Annotated in this window: 13 protein-coding genes; 1 reads left to right on the forward strand and 12 read right to left on the reverse strand. The window is 51.7% G+C overall.

All coding sequences use genetic code 11. The annotated features are described in order from the left end of the window. Positions 1 to 70: 70 nt before the first annotated feature. From V2546_RS01840 to V2546_RS01895, 12 genes are all read right to left on the reverse strand, one after another. Positions 71 to 1,096: a tripartite tricarboxylate transporter permease gene (locus V2546_RS01840; protein ID WP_329751401.1), complete on the reverse strand. Its 1,026-nt coding sequence runs from the start codon at positions 1,094 to 1,096 to the stop codon at positions 71 to 73. Between the two features lie 169 nt (positions 1,097 to 1,265). Continuing rightward, complete coding sequence (rpsU, locus tag V2546_RS01845) at positions 1,266 to 1,442, reverse strand: 30S ribosomal protein S21 (protein WP_003504099.1); 177 nt, start codon at positions 1,440 to 1,442, stop codon at positions 1,266 to 1,268. Between the two features lie 163 nt (positions 1,443 to 1,605). After that, entirely contained in the window at positions 1,606 to 4,260 is a 2,655-nt protein-coding gene (gene alaS / locus V2546_RS01850; protein WP_215702995.1) for an alanine--tRNA ligase, read from the reverse strand. A 15-nt stretch (positions 4,261 to 4,275) separates the two neighbouring features. Then, on the reverse strand, positions 4,276 to 4,398 hold the full coding sequence (locus tag V2546_RS01855) for a hypothetical protein (RefSeq protein ID WP_275950589.1): 123 nt from the start codon (positions 4,396 to 4,398) through the stop codon (positions 4,276 to 4,278). Positions 4,399 to 4,579: 181 nt separating this feature from the next. Continuing rightward, entirely contained in the window at positions 4,580 to 5,365 is a 786-nt protein-coding gene (locus V2546_RS01860) for a lysozyme inhibitor LprI family protein (RefSeq protein ID WP_329751402.1), read from the reverse strand. A 229-nt stretch (positions 5,366 to 5,594) separates the two neighbouring features. Next, positions 5,595 to 6,074, reverse strand: coding sequence for a ribonuclease HI (gene rnhA / locus V2546_RS01865; protein WP_118297913.1), 480 nt, complete (start codon positions 6,072 to 6,074; stop codon positions 5,595 to 5,597). Between the two features lie 68 nt (positions 6,075 to 6,142). Next, positions 6,143 to 7,744, reverse strand: coding sequence for an MBL fold metallo-hydrolase RNA specificity domain-containing protein (locus V2546_RS01870; RefSeq protein WP_118529756.1), 1,602 nt, complete (start codon positions 7,742 to 7,744; stop codon positions 6,143 to 6,145). 57 nt (positions 7,745 to 7,801) lie between these two features. Beyond that, positions 7,802 to 9,274 (reverse strand): stage IV sporulation protein A, encoded by a 1,473-nt coding sequence (gene spoIVA / locus V2546_RS01875; RefSeq protein ID WP_215702991.1) that lies wholly within the window; start codon positions 9,272 to 9,274, stop codon positions 7,802 to 7,804. Between the two features lie 85 nt (positions 9,275 to 9,359). Next, on the reverse strand, positions 9,360 to 10,367 hold the full coding sequence (locus tag V2546_RS01880) for an NAD(P)H-dependent glycerol-3-phosphate dehydrogenase (protein WP_118529754.1): 1,008 nt from the start codon (positions 10,365 to 10,367) through the stop codon (positions 9,360 to 9,362). Between the two features lie 63 nt (positions 10,368 to 10,430). Then, positions 10,431 to 11,063, reverse strand: coding sequence for a glycerol-3-phosphate 1-O-acyltransferase PlsY (gene plsY, locus V2546_RS01885; RefSeq protein ID WP_329751403.1), 633 nt, complete (start codon positions 11,061 to 11,063; stop codon positions 10,431 to 10,433). 3 nt (positions 11,064 to 11,066) lie between these two features. Then, the gene (gene der / locus V2546_RS01890) at positions 11,067 to 12,392 is read right to left on the reverse strand and encodes a ribosome biogenesis GTPase Der (RefSeq protein ID WP_015554291.1); all 1,326 of its coding nucleotides are present in this window, start codon (positions 12,390 to 12,392) and stop codon (positions 11,067 to 11,069) included. Between the two features lie 15 nt (positions 12,393 to 12,407). Further along, complete coding sequence (locus tag V2546_RS01895) at positions 12,408 to 13,826, reverse strand: DUF512 domain-containing protein (protein ID WP_215702989.1); 1,419 nt, start codon at positions 13,824 to 13,826, stop codon at positions 12,408 to 12,410. A gap of 242 nt (positions 13,827 to 14,068) precedes the next feature. Between V2546_RS01895 and V2546_RS01900 the strand changes: the two genes are divergently transcribed. Beyond that, complete coding sequence (locus V2546_RS01900) at positions 14,069 to 15,256, forward strand: ribose-phosphate pyrophosphokinase (protein WP_118298054.1); 1,188 nt, start codon at positions 14,069 to 14,071, stop codon at positions 15,254 to 15,256. Positions 15,257 to 15,258: the final 2 nt, after the last annotated feature.

Genomic DNA, 15,258 nt, shown 5'->3' on the forward strand with positions numbered 1-15,258 from the left:
CTCCGGCACATAGCCGAAAAGCAGATGCGGTTATAATGTTCATTTTCAACCGTAAAATGCGGTTTTTCCGTTAGTTTTTCTTCTTGAGCTGTCCGCGCACTGCACCAAAAAGTGTGAATGCGATCAGCGCCAGGAAGAACCAGCAGATCGGGGTGTTGAAGAATACGACCGGATTACCGCTGGACTTTAAGAGTGCGGTACGGAAGTTCTTCTCCGCCATCGGTCCAAGGATCAGACCGAGGATCGCCGGGCTTGTCGGGATCTTTACTTTACCCATGAGCCAGCCGATGACACCTGCGATCAGCATCGTTCCTACATCGTAGAAGTTGCTTCTCATCGCATAGCTTCCGACTACGCAGAGGATGAAGATGATCGGAGTTAAGATCGTCTTCGGAACGCTGAGTACCTTTGTGAAAAGGCGGATGCAGGAGAATCCAAGGAGTACCATGATCGTGTTGGCAACGAACATTCCAAGGAAGATCGTGTATACAAGAACCTTGTTTGTCTTGAAGAGCATCGGTCCCGGGGTAAGACCCTGGATCGTCAGTGCGCCGATCATGATCGCTGCTACGGCATCACCAGGAACACCGAGTGTCAGCATCGGGATCATTGCACCGCCGGTAACACCGTTGTTTCCGCCCTCGGAAGCAGCAACGGCCTCCGGGCTTCCTTTACCGAACAGTTCCGGATGTTTTGACATTCCGCGGGCTGTGTTGTATCCAACGAAGGATCCGATATCGGCACCTGCACCAGGGATGATACCGATCATGGTTCCGATGAGACCGGTAACCGGAGCAACGCGAAGGATCGTCTTCACATCCTCCTTTGTCGGAAGAAGTCTTGTTACGCTCGCATCGATCTCATCGGTGCTGTAGATATCCTCGATGGTCTCGAAAGCCTGGCTCATCGCGAAGAGACCGATCATAACCGGGATGTACTGGATACCGGAGAGAAGGTTTGCGTTGTCTGTGAAACGGATGTAGCTTGTTACGCTGTCGATACTGACAGTAGCTGTTAAGATTCCTAAGAATCCGCAGATCAGGCCCTTTGCCATATTCTCGCCGGAGATACTCGCGATGATACAGAGGCCGAACACCGCAAGTTTCCCATAGTATAATACGTCCTCGTTTATCCCGCAACCAATTTTTAACCCCTGATCCGTTTCGTTTTCATCACCACATCCCTTTATTTTGAGACTTCGGCAAGAGCCTGCGTATAAAAAAGAAAAAGGAGCCGTCCCTAAAGGAACAGCCCCTGTACGCTTATTAGTTGTACTTGCGCTTTCTTGCCGCTTCAGACTTCTTTTTACGTCTTACGCTCGGCTTCTCATAATGCTCTCTTTTACGAATCTCCTGCTGAATACCTGCCTTTGCGCAGTTTCTTTTGAATCTGCGTAAAGCGCTGTCCAGGCTTTCGTTATCTTTAACGATTACGTTTGACATAGCTCACACCTAACCTCCCTCCAGTTGTGTAATTGTGCATAATACAACTGTTTGGGTATTTTTTAGCACTGGTATGATTATATCATAAATTACACATTCGTCAACCCGTTTTTACCGGAAAAATACATTTTTTTAAATTTTTTTGATTATATTACGATTTTAACTATTTTACCTGCTCAGAAACGACTTCCGCAACCTTTGCGAGTGCGTCCGCAACGCCCTCCGGTTTCTTTCCGCCGGCCTGCGCCATGTTCGGACGTCCACCGCCGCCGCCGCCTACAAGGCCTGCGATCGCCTTGATGAGGTTTCCTGCATGAGCGCCCTTCTTCTGGGCCTCATCGGTCACAGCAGCCATCAGGTTTACCTTGCCGTCGAGAACAGATGCGATCACAACAACGCCCTCGCCAAGCTTCTCCTTTAACTGGTCGCCCAAGTTTCTCAGACCATTCATATCAACGCCGTCTGCGCGGACTGCGAGAACTTTTACGCCCTTCACATCCTGAACCTGATCCATAACATCGCCCATTGCCTCTTTGGCAAGTTTGCTCTTTAACTTCTCATTCTCAGAGTGAAGCGCCTTGATCTCCTCCATCATGGACTCGATCTTTGTCTGTAAGTCTGCCGGAGTGGATTTTGCTGCAGCCGCTGCCGCATGAAGCTCCTGCTCCACATTCTCATAATGATGGATCAGACCGTCGGAGGTCAGTGCCTCGATACGTCTCACACCTGCTGCAACGCCAGCCTCAGAGAGGATCTTGAAACAGCTGATCTCAGAAGTATTCTTTACATGAGTTCCGCCGCAGAGCTCTGTGGAGAAGTCTCCCATTCTTACGACACGGACCTTATCGCCGTACTTCTCGCCGAAGAGCGCCATCGCGCCTGTCTTCTTCGCGTCCTCCAGACCCATAACGTCTGTAACCACCGGAAGTGCCGCACGGATTTCTTTATTTACGATCGCTTCTACTTCCTTGATCTCAGCCGGAGTCATCGCGGAGAAATGAGTGAAGTCGAAACGAAGTCTGTCTCTTGTCACAAGGGAGCCAGCCTGCTCAACATGAGTTCCGAGAACGGTTCTCAGAGCCTTATGGAGGATGTGGGTCGCACTGTGGTTTCTTCCGATCAGGGCACGGTTCTCCTCATCTACCTTCAGAGTTACCGCCTCGCCTGTCTGGAACATACCGCTTACCATGTGTCCGATGTGTCCGATCTTTCCGCCCTGAAGGTGGATCGTATCTTCTACCTCGAACTTGCCGTTTGCGCTCTCGATCACGCCGCGGTCGCCGACCTGACCACCCATGGTTCCGTAGAACGGAGTCTCGGATGTGATGACACATGCCTTCTCGCCGTCTGTCACTGCGTCTGTGATCTCATCCTCGCCCTCTTCATCGGAAGCAAGTCTTACAAGAGCTGTCAGTCTGGACTCAGCTTCGAGCTTATCATATCCGACAAAAGCGGATGTTAAGGATGCGTCGAGTTTCTGGTAGATATCGTCGCGTCCCATGTAGTTTGTAGTCTTTCTGGCGCTTCTCGCAGTCTCTCTCTGAACCTGCATTGCCTTGTGGAAACCTTCCTCATCGACAGTGAGTCCCTTATCGTCAAGGATCTCCTTTGTCAGATCGATCGGGAATCCGTAAGTATCGTAAAGTTTGAACGCATCCTCACCTGCAAGGACTTTTGTTCCCTTTGCTTCCATGTCTTTTTCAAGGTCAGCAAGAATCTCAAGTCCTTTGTCGATCGTGTTTGCGAAGCGCTCCTCCTCCTGGTCGATGACGCGGAGGATCATATCTTTCTTCTCTTCCAGTTCCGGATAACCGTCCTTGGAGAGGTCGATCACAACCTGGGCGAGCTTTGTCATGAAGTTTCCTTCGATCCCGAGGATACGTCCGTGACGTGCAGCTCTTCTTAAAAGTCTGCGGAATACATAGCCTCTGCCCTCGTTGGACGGCATGATCCCGTCAGATGCCATAAATGTGCAGCTCTTTACGTGGTCAGCGATGATACGGAGGGAAACGTCTTTCTTGTCGTCCTCCTCGTATCTGCAGTGAGCCAGAGTGCCCACCTCGTCCATCAGAGCGCGGTTTGTATCTACGTCGAAAAGGGATGCAACATCCTGGCAGACAACAGCCAGTCTCTCAAGTCCCATACCAGTATCGATGTTCTTCTGGATCAGATCGGTGTAATTTCCGTGTCCGTCATTGTTGAACTGGGAGAATACAACATTCCATACTTCCATGAAACGGTCTCCTTCGCCGCCCATAACGTCCTCCGGACCTGTTCCATACTTCTCTCCGCGGTCATAGTAGATCTCAGAACACGGACCGCACGGACCTGCGCCATGTTCCCAGAAGTTGTCTTCCTTGCCGAAACGATAGATCCGCTCTTTCGGGATACCGATCTCCTCATTCCAGATACGGAAGGCCTCATCGTCATCAAGATAAACAGACGGGTAGAGACGGTCAGCCGGGATTCCCACGCACTCTGTCAGGAACTCCCATGCCCAGTGGATCGCTTCTGTCTTGAAGTAATCGCCAAAGGAGAAGTTGCCCAGCATCTCAAAGAATGTGCCGTGGCGGGCTGTCTTACCGATATTCTCGATATCGCCGGTACGGATACATTTCTGACATGTGGTGACTCTGCGTCTCGGCGGGATCTCCTGTCCTGTGAAGTACGGCTTTAACGGTGCCATACCGGAGTTGATCAAAAGTAAGCTGTTATCGTTGTGCGGAACGAGGGAGAAACTCTTCATCGCAAGATGTCCCTTGCTCTCGAAGAATTCAAGGAACATTCTCCTCAGTTCGTTTACACCATATTTCTGCATGGTACTGCCTCCTGGTTACTGTTGTGTACTTTTTTTATCTCTGAATTTCTTACCCAGAACGATTCCCGCCAGGGCAACTGCGGCCAGAATCACAGCTTTGACGGCTGTTGAAACAAATGATGCGAAAAATGCGGACATAAAAACGCCTCCTTTTCCGGCTGTCCAAAATTCAGACGCCTGTGTTTAAAATGACACATTTGTACAGTTTCTATAATATTATTTTTTCGGAATCTGCCCGTAAAGCCGGTGGTACGGTCTTTGGCGCAGATTCTCATAACTTATACTATAATCGTTTCTTGTTCGGTTGGCAAGATGTTTTTTACTTTTCCCCAGGTTCCAGATAGTCCCCATAGCTCTTTAAGAGTTCATAGCACCGGTCCATTGTCATATTGGCCGATGTCCGAACATACTCGACGCTCTGGGCAGGTGTACCGGATCTTTTTGCGCTGGCCTTATCTGCCGCAAGATCCCTCTTTTTGATCCACTCCACCTCCTCGTGCCGGAGCGATTCCGCCGCATTCTCGTCCATCGCTTTGTGGATCTCTGCGTAGATTATATTCAGCTCCCGGTCCCAGAGATTCCGCACATACTCCGCCGCAGCATACCGGGAAGTCTGGCTCATCGACGGATCATCCTGGTATTTTTCCGCCTCGGTCCGCGCCGTCTCAAGACGTTCTTTAAAGTCTGAGAGCGTATATTCCGCCGCAGATTTCTCGTTCTTCTGTGCCTCCGAAACGGCACTGCCTGTTTCCAGCGGGGATTTCACGGTCTCCTCAGAAGCCTGCAGATCTTTTGCTGCGTTCTCCGCCGCTGCCCCTGTTTCGCTCTCCTCCACTGCCATCTCATTCTCTGCCATTGCAAGGGCACTGACTTCCGCATCTTCCGGAGTCTGTGGATCCGGCGTTCCCGCCGCCTTCATCCTGTTTTCTACCGCATAGGGATTTCCCGCGTCCACAGGCCCCTGCGGCAGGGCATCCGCCTCAAAACCAACGACAGCCGCGGTATCCACTCCCCGTGAGGAAACAAACCGTTCCACTGCCCACGTGATGGATACCCCGGCTATCAGGATCCCGATAATGATCAACCATATTCTGCGTCTGCCCATACATGCTCTCTCCCGCTCTTTTCAGTCTCTTGTAACTGTTCGGTACTCTCACAGTTACAGCCCCTTTTACAGCTGCTGTCATTCTACTAAAAAGATACCATATCGGAAGATCTTTGTGAACAAAAAACGCAAATTAGTAATAGATTGTAAGACTTTTGTAAAAAGTGTCATCAAGCGACCGTGCAGACCAGCGGACTTTCATGCTGGAATACCCGGGCATTTGACAGTCCTAGTTTCCTACTCCTTCATCCACCAGCAGATTCCCTCCGTCCGCGGCGCCGGTGGCCAGCCGGTCACAGCGCTCGTTTCCGGGATGTCCGTCGTGGCCTTTGACCCAGTGGAACGTCACTTTATGCGGGTTCATCGCGGCAAGCAGCCGTTTCCAGAGGTCCGAGTTCTTCACCGGTCCTGTCTTCGGGCGGACCCAGTTGTTTCTCACCCAGCCATCGATCCATTTCTGGTTGAAGGCATCCACCAGATATTTCGAATCCGAATAGAGGTCCACCTCACAAGACCTGTTTAACGCCTCAAGTCCCGCGATCGCGGCCATCAGCTCCATCCGGTTATTGGTGGTCCGCACATATCCCGCGGACAGCTCCTTCTCGTGGAGAACCCCGTTTTTATCGATAAACTGGAGCACTGCTCCGTATCCGCCCGGCCCGTCCGGGTTTCCGCGGGCCGCTCCGTCTGTATAAAGTGTCACTTTCATGTCGTATTGTTTCCTCTCAGGATGTCTTATTTCATGATATTCCGGGCTCACTCAGTCATAAGCCGCAGTCAGAGATCCCATTTTTCGCAGAGTGCATTGACCTCCGCCGTAAACTTCTTGATATCCTTGTTTGCACAGTCGCGGTTCTTCTGGATGATCCGCACCAGACGTTCTCCTGCAGCCACGAGAAGAGCGAAGATCGACTTGTTCTCCTTCTGTCTTGCAGTCTCCTTCTGGATCGGAACGCCGACGGTCTGTTTGAGCCATACACCCGCTGCCAGATCGAACTCCGATCCCGAGAACGGGGCGTCCGCCACAAGGTCGTAGTCTGACCGCAGGAGATTCGCGAACTTCGTGCACACAAGGTCATCGCCGTGTACCATAAACACGCGGCCCGGTTTCTTCTTGAATGCATTGATCCAGGTGAGAAGTCCCTCCCTGTCCGCGTGACCGGAAAGTCCGTCTAACCTCACGATCTCCGCTTCCACGTCGATCGTCTCACCGAAGAGCTTTACGACCTCCGCACCATCAATCAGGCTTCGCCCAAGCGTTCCGATAGCCTGATATCCGGCGAATACGATCGTACATTCCTGCCTCCAGAGGTTATGTTTTAAGTGGTGGCGGATTCGTCCGGCATCACACATACCTGCCGCGGAAACAATGACCTTCGGCTCTGAATTGAAGTTTATAGCCTTGGAATCGTCACTGCTGACGGAAAGTTTCAGTCCGGGGAATCCGATCGGATTGATACCCCGGTTCACAAGATCCATTGCCTCCTCGTCAAAGCACTCGGAAATGTTTTTATTGAACACATGGGTCGCCTCGACAGCCAGCGGGCTGTCCACATAGACCGGGAATCCGTCATGTCCGGTGACGAGTCCCTCTTCCTTGATCTTACGGATAAAGTAAAGGATCTCCTGAGTCCTGCCCACCGCAAAGGCCGGGACCACAACATTTCCTCCGCGGTCCAAAGTTCTCTGGATGATCTTCGCGAACTCCTCGATGTGCTCATGGGTCCTGTCATGGGAGCGGTCGCCGTAAGTGCACTCCATCACCACATAATCCGCCTCATCCGTATACTGCGGGTCCTTGATCAGCGGCTTATTCTTGTTTCCGATATCGCCGGAGAACACGATCTTTTTCTTTACGCCGTCCTCGTCGATCCAGATCTCGATGGACGCGGAGCCGAGCAGATGGCCGACATCAGTAAAGCGTACCTCGATCCCTTCACAGATCGTCAGGATATCGCCGTAGTGGCACGGGACAAAGTGCTTTAAGACGCCCTCAGCGTCATTGACCGTGTAGAGTGCCTGAACTTCCGGATTTCCGGCACGTCTCGCCTTTCTGTTCTTCCACTCTGCCTCCATCTCCTGGATGTGGGCACTGTCCTTTAACATAATGTTGCAGAGATCACAGGTCGCCTGGGTCGCAAAGATCTGACCCTTGAAGCCCTTCGCGTAGATCAACGGCAAAAGGCCCGTGTGGTCGATATGGGCGTGGGTGATAAAGATGTAATCCACATCGGAAAACGGGATTGGAAGATCCGCATTCTCATAGACGTTTCCGCCCTGTTCCATACCATAATCGATCAGGATGTTTTTTCCAGCCGCATTGAGATAATGGCAGCTGCCAGTCACTTCATGATCCGCGCCGATAAATGTCAGTTTCATGGAACCCCTCCTCGCGCTGCAAATCAGCTGTATTATTTGCATCTATTATAGCAAATTTCAGATAATTATGCAAATCATTCCTCCATTACTGTCATTGATAATTTTCTGTAGCGTATCCTGGAGTTTCATCTGGCAATCCTCTGTCATCTGGGAGATCTTCGCCTGCATGCCGTCCTCCACGATCTGTTCCACAGATTTTCCAAAGATATTCGTATCCCAGACGCCGTCCTCCGTCGCTTCCCCGTCCTTTATGTACGCGATCAGATCCTTCGCCTGCTGCTCGTTTCCGACGATCGGGGCGATCTCCGTCTCGATCCGCGCTTTGATAAGATTGATGGACGGAGCCTGGGCATGGATCTTCACCCCGTATTTGCTGCCGTGGCGGATCAGCTCCGGCTCATCCAGGGAAATCTCCGTCTTATCCGGCAGGACGATGCCGTATCCTTTCTGCCGGACCTCCGCCAGGGCATTTTTCACCTTCTCATACTCGCCCTGCATCTCCGCTGAATCTTTTAGGATCTTAAACAGGCTGTATTCATCGCGCACCGGCAGTCCGGAGATGTCGCTCAGGACCTCAAAGTACGCATTCTCGTCGACGACGACCCGGATCGTCACGCGCCCGCTCGCAAGATCGAGTTCATCCGCGATCAGCTTTTTCACCGCCCGGTCTTCTTCCGGGACCGTCTCCTTCGGCACATCTTTCATCTGAACAGAACGTTTTAAAAGCTTTTCCGCCTCCGCGATCATGTCCGCCTTGATCGCATGGGTATCCGGCAGGATCTCCGCCCACTTCGGGATCTCGAGGTCGAGTTCCGTCACGGGGAACTCCAGAAGGACTGTCCCCAGGATCTCCTCAATGTCCTCCTTCTTTAACTGCTCACAGTTTGCCGCCCGGACCGGAACTCCGTACTGGTTTTCCATCTTAAGCGCCAGCGCTTTCGTATCCGCCGCATACGGTCTCGTGGAATTGAGCACGATCAGGAACGGCTTTCCGATCTCCTTTAGCTCTGAGATTGTCTGCTCTTCCGCTTCCCGGAAGTCCTCCCTGGTAAGCTCCCCGAAGCTCCCGTCGCAGGCCACGACAATACCGATGGTGGAATGGTCCCGGATCACCTTTCTCGTCCCGATCTCCGCCGCCTGGGTAAAGGGGATCTCGTAGTCGTACCAGGGAGTCTTCACAAGCCGTTCCTCCCCGTTTTCCGTGTGTCCTGCGGCGCCTTCCACCATAAATCCCACGCAGTCGATGAGCCGCACCTTCGCCCGGATCCCCTCCGCGAGTTCCAGCTCCGCCGCCTCCTTCGGGATAAACTTCGGCTCCGTGGTCATGATCGTCTTCCCAGCGGCGCTCTGCGGGAGTTCATCCCTGGTCTGCGACTTTTTCTGCCCGTCCGGAAGGTTCGGGAGAACGAGAAGTTCCATAAACCGCTTGATAAACGTAGATTTCCCGGTGCGCACGGGTCCCACGACGCCCACATAGATCTCGCCGCCCGTCCTCGCCTCGATATCCTTGTATACATGGAAATCATCCATAAAAATACCCCCTCGCATATACTGTTTCAGTGTATGCGCAAGGGGGATGTTTTTATTCACTCATGCGGCAGGTCTGTCCGGATCTTTATTCCCACGGAAGGTCGCTGTGCTCGATGCGCTTGTCGCGGAGCATCAGGTCAGCAACGGCCTCTTTCGCCGGTTTTCCTTCAAACAGGACCTCGTTGACCTGTTCAACGATCGGCATGGAGACGTTATATTTCTTTGCAAGCGCTCTCGCAGCCTTTGCGGAATAAACGCCTTCCACCACCATCTGGACTTCCTTCATGGCTTCCTCCATCGTGTATCCTTTTCCGATGAGGATCCCGGCACGGCGGTTTCTGCTGTGCATGCTTGCACATGTCACGATCAGGTCTCCGATCCCGGAGAGTCCTGTGTAAGTCTGATATTTTCCGCCCATGGCAACGCCAAGTCTCGCGATCTCCGCCATTCCGCGGGTGATGAGGGCCGCTTTTGCATTGTCCCCGTAACCAAGACCGTCAGCGATCCCGGCCGCCAGGGCAACAACGTTCTTCAACGCTGCTCCTGTCTCGATCCCCAGGACATCCGGACTCGTGTATACACGGAATACCGGACTGATGAAGGTAGACTGGATATACTCCGCGATCTTCTTTTTGTGGGATCCCGCAACACAGAGCGTTGGGAGTCCGCGGCTTACCTCTTCCGCGTGGCTCGGTCCGGAGAGAACGGCCGTCTCAGCCATCGGGAGCTCCTCTTTGATGATCTGTGTCATTGTATCGAGAGTATTCTCCTCGATCCCCTTTGCGACATCGACAATGAGCTGGCCATCCTTACAGAACGGTTTCATCTTCTGCGCCGTACTGCGCACGAAAACAGACGGGACTGCCATCACAAGAAGATCTTTATCCGCCATCGCCTTTTCAAGATCCGCAGTATAGATGAGTCCTTCCGGAAGTGTCACACCCGGAAGATTCCTGTGGGTCCTTGTCTTTGCCATCTCCTCGATCTCTGCCGGGATCGCGGACCAGAGTGTCACCTCATGTCCGTTATTTACCAGCAGTACCGCAATTGCGGTTCCCCATGTACCGGAACCGATAATACCAATCTTTTCCATGTTCAGGAACTCCTTTTTCTACGCCCTAAGGTTGATTTTCTTATGTACGCACCTGATGCCGGTTTATTTCTTTCCGCCCCAGAGCTTATTCTCCGTACCGGATAGCAGTCGTTTAATATTTGCCCTGTGTCTCCAGATCGCCATCGCCATCAGAATAAAGGAGATGGCAAAAAACTCCATGAGACTTCCTTCGGACACACGGTAATCCCCCCGTGATCCATAGATCAGCATCTGGATGAAGAATGAGATCACGACCAGGATCGATCCCAGGGACACATATCTTGTGATGATCACAGCGCCGAGGAACAGAGCCGCACAGACGAGCGTCACGCGCCAGTCCATGGACACGAGGATCCCTGCCATGGATGCGATCCCTTTTCCGCCTTTAAAGTGCAGATAGCACGGGAAATTATGTCCAAGGACAACTCCGAGACCCGCATAGAGCACGTAGAGGTCTGTATCCGGGCTTGCTTTAAAGATGATCCGGGCTGCAAAACATGCGAAAACAGTCTTTAAAAAGTCGCCCGCAAAGACGATGAGTCCCGCCTTCTTTCCGAGAACCCGGAGCGCGTTTGTCGTTCCGGAGTTTCCGCTGCCGTAATTTCTGATATCGATATGGTTCATCTTCCCGTAAAGATATCCTGTCTGGAATAATCCGAACACATAACCTATAACAAGACAAAGCACTCTGCCCATCGCTTAATCCTTCTCCTTCCTCTCACGGATGATGAATTTCAGGGATGTTCCGCGGAAGCCAAAGGCCTCACGGATCTTGTTTTCCAGGTATCTCGTGTAGGAGAAATGCATTAACTCCTTATCGTTCACGAAAATTACGAAGGTCGGCGGTTTTACCGCAACCTGGGTCACATAGTAGATCTTTAAGCGTTTGCCCTTATCGGACGGCGGCTGCTGCATCGCGACAGCTTCTGTCACGATCTCGTTTAAGACGCCGGTCGCCACACGGAGCGTCTGGTTCTCGCGGACCATATCGATCAGCTCAAAGAGTTTTTCCATTCTCTGTCCGGTCAGGGCGGACACGAAGATATACTCCGCATACGGCATATAGGACAGGGTCTCTTTTAATTTTCTTGTGTACTCATAGATCGTCTTATCATTCTTCTCGATCGCATCCCACTTGTTGACAACAACGATCACGCCTTTTCCGCGGTCATGGGCGATCCCGGCGATCTTCGCATCCTGCTCGGTGATCCCCTCAACGGCGTCGATGACCATGAGGACCACGTCAGCGCGCTCAACGGCTGTTACCGTGCGGATGATGCTGTAGCGCTCGATATCCTCTTTGATCTTGCTCTTTCTTCTGAGACCGGCCGTATCGATAAAGATATATTCCGTGCCGTTTCTCACGATCTCCGTATCAACGGCATCTCTCGTTGTTCCGGCGATGTTGGACACGATCACACGGTTCTCGCCGAGAAGCTTATTGATAATGGAAGATTTTCCGACATTCGGTTTTCCGACGATCGCGATCCTCGGACGGTCGTCCTCGCTGTCGTCATACTGGTCCTCACGGAAGTATTTTACTACCTCGTCAAGGAGCTCACCGAGACCGAGTCTCGACGCTGCGGATACCGGAACCGGATCGCCGATTCCGAGGTTGTAGAATTCGTATACATCATTTCCGAATTTTGCCATACTGTCCACTTTGTTGACCGCAAGAACGACCGGTTTCTTGGACTTTCTGAGCATGTCCGCAACCTTGGAATCCGCGTCAACAAGTCCCTGGCGGACATCGACGATGAAAATGATCACGTCCGCGGTATCGATCGCGATCTGAGCCTGTTCCCGCATCTGGGCAAGGATGATGTCCTTGGAATCCGGCTCGATTCCGCCTGTATCGATCAGGGTAAAGTTGTTGTTTAACCAGGTGCAGTCCGCATAGATACGGTCTCTTGTCACACCCGGAGTATCTTTTACGATCGAGATCGTGCTGCCGGCAAGTACATTAAAGAGTGTGGATTTTCCCACATTCGGTCTGCCGACGATCGCCACTACTGGTTTACTCATATTTTTTCCTCATTTCTATACTTCGCCGTCCCAGTCCGGAATGACTTCTCCGTCTTCCGTGAGTCCGGCATCTTTCATTGTAAGCTCATATGCCCCGTGTTCCGCAGTCTGCTCTCTCGCCGCTTCCGGATCGAGGATCGCATCGACAAGGTCATATCCGCTTGATTTTACTATATTTATCGGAATCTGTAAAGCATCTTCCGCCTGGGTCTTTGTGATGTCATCCAGGAAAACTTCTTCTCCGCTTTTGAACATGACGGCCGGAAGAAGCAATCTCTCTCCCAGCGGTCTTTCTTTCAGCTGTGCGATCAGATCCTGCCCCGTGATGAGGCCGGCCACCGTGATCTTCTCCCCGAAGAAGTCATTCCGGATCCGATATACATGGACGTTTCGTCCCGGATAGACCTTTTCGATCTCCCTCACAAGCTTTTCCAGATACGGGTACGGCAGGTATCCCGTCGCGATCGAGAGTTCTTCCTTCACCCCGTCGTCCTTCTTCCCGTCCAGGGCGTCCATCACCTCTTCCTGAAGGAGGCGCAGCATGCCGACGCCATTTTCCAGCTGGATATATCCGTCATAGCGTCCTTCCTCCGGCATCTCCCGTTCCGCCAGAATATACCACTCGTCGCTTGCATGGATAAAATGGATCCCGTGGCGCTCATAATTGATCTTCTGCCATTTTTCGATCAGGTCGATGACCTCACAGGCATCTTCCTTTGTAAACGGTTCCAGCGGATAAAGGCCGTCACGGTATTTCGAGAGTCCGACCGGAACAACCGACACACTCTGCATTACCGGCGCATACTTTGAGAGCTGCTCGATCGTGTACGCCAGTTCCTTTCCGTCATTGACGCCTTTGCAGAGAACGATCTGCCCGTTCATCTCCGTCTCCGCCTCGTAAAGCCGGTCGATCTTCTTTAACGCCTCCCCCGCAAACCGGTTGTGGAGCATTTTGCAGCGCAGCTCCGGGTTCATCGTCTGGACCGAGATATTGATCGGAGCCAGATGGAAACGGATGATACGCTCGATATCCTTGTCCTTCATATTTGTCAGGGTGATGTAGTTTCCCTGGAGGAACGAAAGTCTCGAGTCATCGTCCTTAAAGTAGAGAGTTTCACGCATTCCCGGCGGCATCTGGTCGATAAAGCAGAATATGCACTTGTTGGAACATGACTTGTAGTCACTCATGAGTCCGTTCTCGAAGGTGAGTCCTAAGTCCTCCCCGCCGCTCTCGATCTCAAGTTCCCACTCTTCGCCGTCTGCTTTCCGGACGACCATCACGAAGCTCTCAGCGTCCGTCATATAATCATAGTCGAAGATATCTTCCAGTTCCTCCCCGTCTATGGTAAGAAGCACATCGCCCGGCTCCAGTTCCAGTTCTTCTGCGATGGAACCGGGAGCGACTGCCGTAATTTTATGTCCCTGATATTTCACTTTATTTTCCCTTCCTGCATGGTTCTAAACACAATCATACCAATCTTCCTCCAATTTGTAAAGGAATGTTCTGACGAATTTTCATGCGAAACTATTGACGAAAAATGTCCGAAAATGGTATACTCGGCGTGGAATGCCTGCTCATCCCGTATAATAAGGAAATGCAGGTCAAAAATATGATCGGACAGTCTGACCTGACAAGAGATCAGACCGCACCACTAAAAATCGGAGGATTATCTGACATGTCTAATCAGTACGTTTTCAACGACCGTCTGCCGCTCGCACCGCTTAAGATCGCTGCTCTTGAGAGCTGCCGTGATCTTGCGCAGAAAGTCAATGACCACATCGTAAACTTCCGCCGCAACGATACGGAAGAATTAATTCGCCGTCAGGGCAATTTACAGTACCGCGGCTACGATGTTGACTCCTACCTTCTCGACTGCGCATGCCCGCGTTTCGGAAGCGGTGAAGCAAAGGGAATCGTAAATGAGTCTGTTCGCGGAACCGATATTTTCTGCATGGTCGATGTGACAAACCACTCTCTCACCTACAAGATGTCCGGATATGTAAACCACATGTCCCCGGATGACCACTACCAGGACTTAAAGAGGATCATCGGTGCGACCGCATCAACTGCACACCGCATCAACGTGATCATGCCGTTCCTTTACGAGAGCCGTCAGCATAAGCGTACTCACAGAGAGTCTTTAGACTGCGCAATGGCGCTTGAAGAGTTAGTAAGCATGGGCGTGTCCAACATCATCACATTTGATGCACACGACCCGCGTGTACAGAATGCGATCCCGTTATCCGGTCTCGACAATTTCATGCCGACCTACCAGTTCGTAAAAGCACTGTTTAAACATGACAATACCTTAAAGATCGATAAAGACCACTTAATGGTCATCAGCCCGGATGAGGGTGCTATGAGCCGTGCCGTATACCTCGCCAACAACCTCGGCGTTGATATGGGTATGTTCTACAAGAGAAGAGACTACTCCAAGGTCATCAACGGAAGAAACCCGATCGTTGCCCATGAGTTCCTCGGAAGCTCTGTAGAAGGAAAGACTGTGATCGTTGTCGACGATATGATCGCATCCGGCGAGAGCATGCTCGACACCGCAAAAGAGTTAAAGGAGCGCAAAGCTGAGAAGGTTGTTGTATGCTGTACCTTCGGTCTCTTCACTGCAGGCTTCGACAAATTCGACGAGTTCTACCAGAAGGGTTATATCGACAGCGTTGTCACAACAAACTTAAACTACCGTTCCCCGGAACTCTTCACAAAGGAATGGTATGTGGAAGCTGATATGAGCAAGTACATTGCTGCCATCATCAACTCCTTAAACCACGACGTTTCCATCGGAAACTCCCTGTCCCCGACAGACAAGATCCAGAAGCTCATCAGAAAGTACAACGAGGGACTTCTGTAATC

Source organism: Clostridium sp. CM74B_53 (assembly GCF_036318045.1).
Taxonomy (GTDB): domain Bacteria; phylum Bacillota; class Clostridia; order Lachnospirales; family Lachnospiraceae; genus Pilosibacter.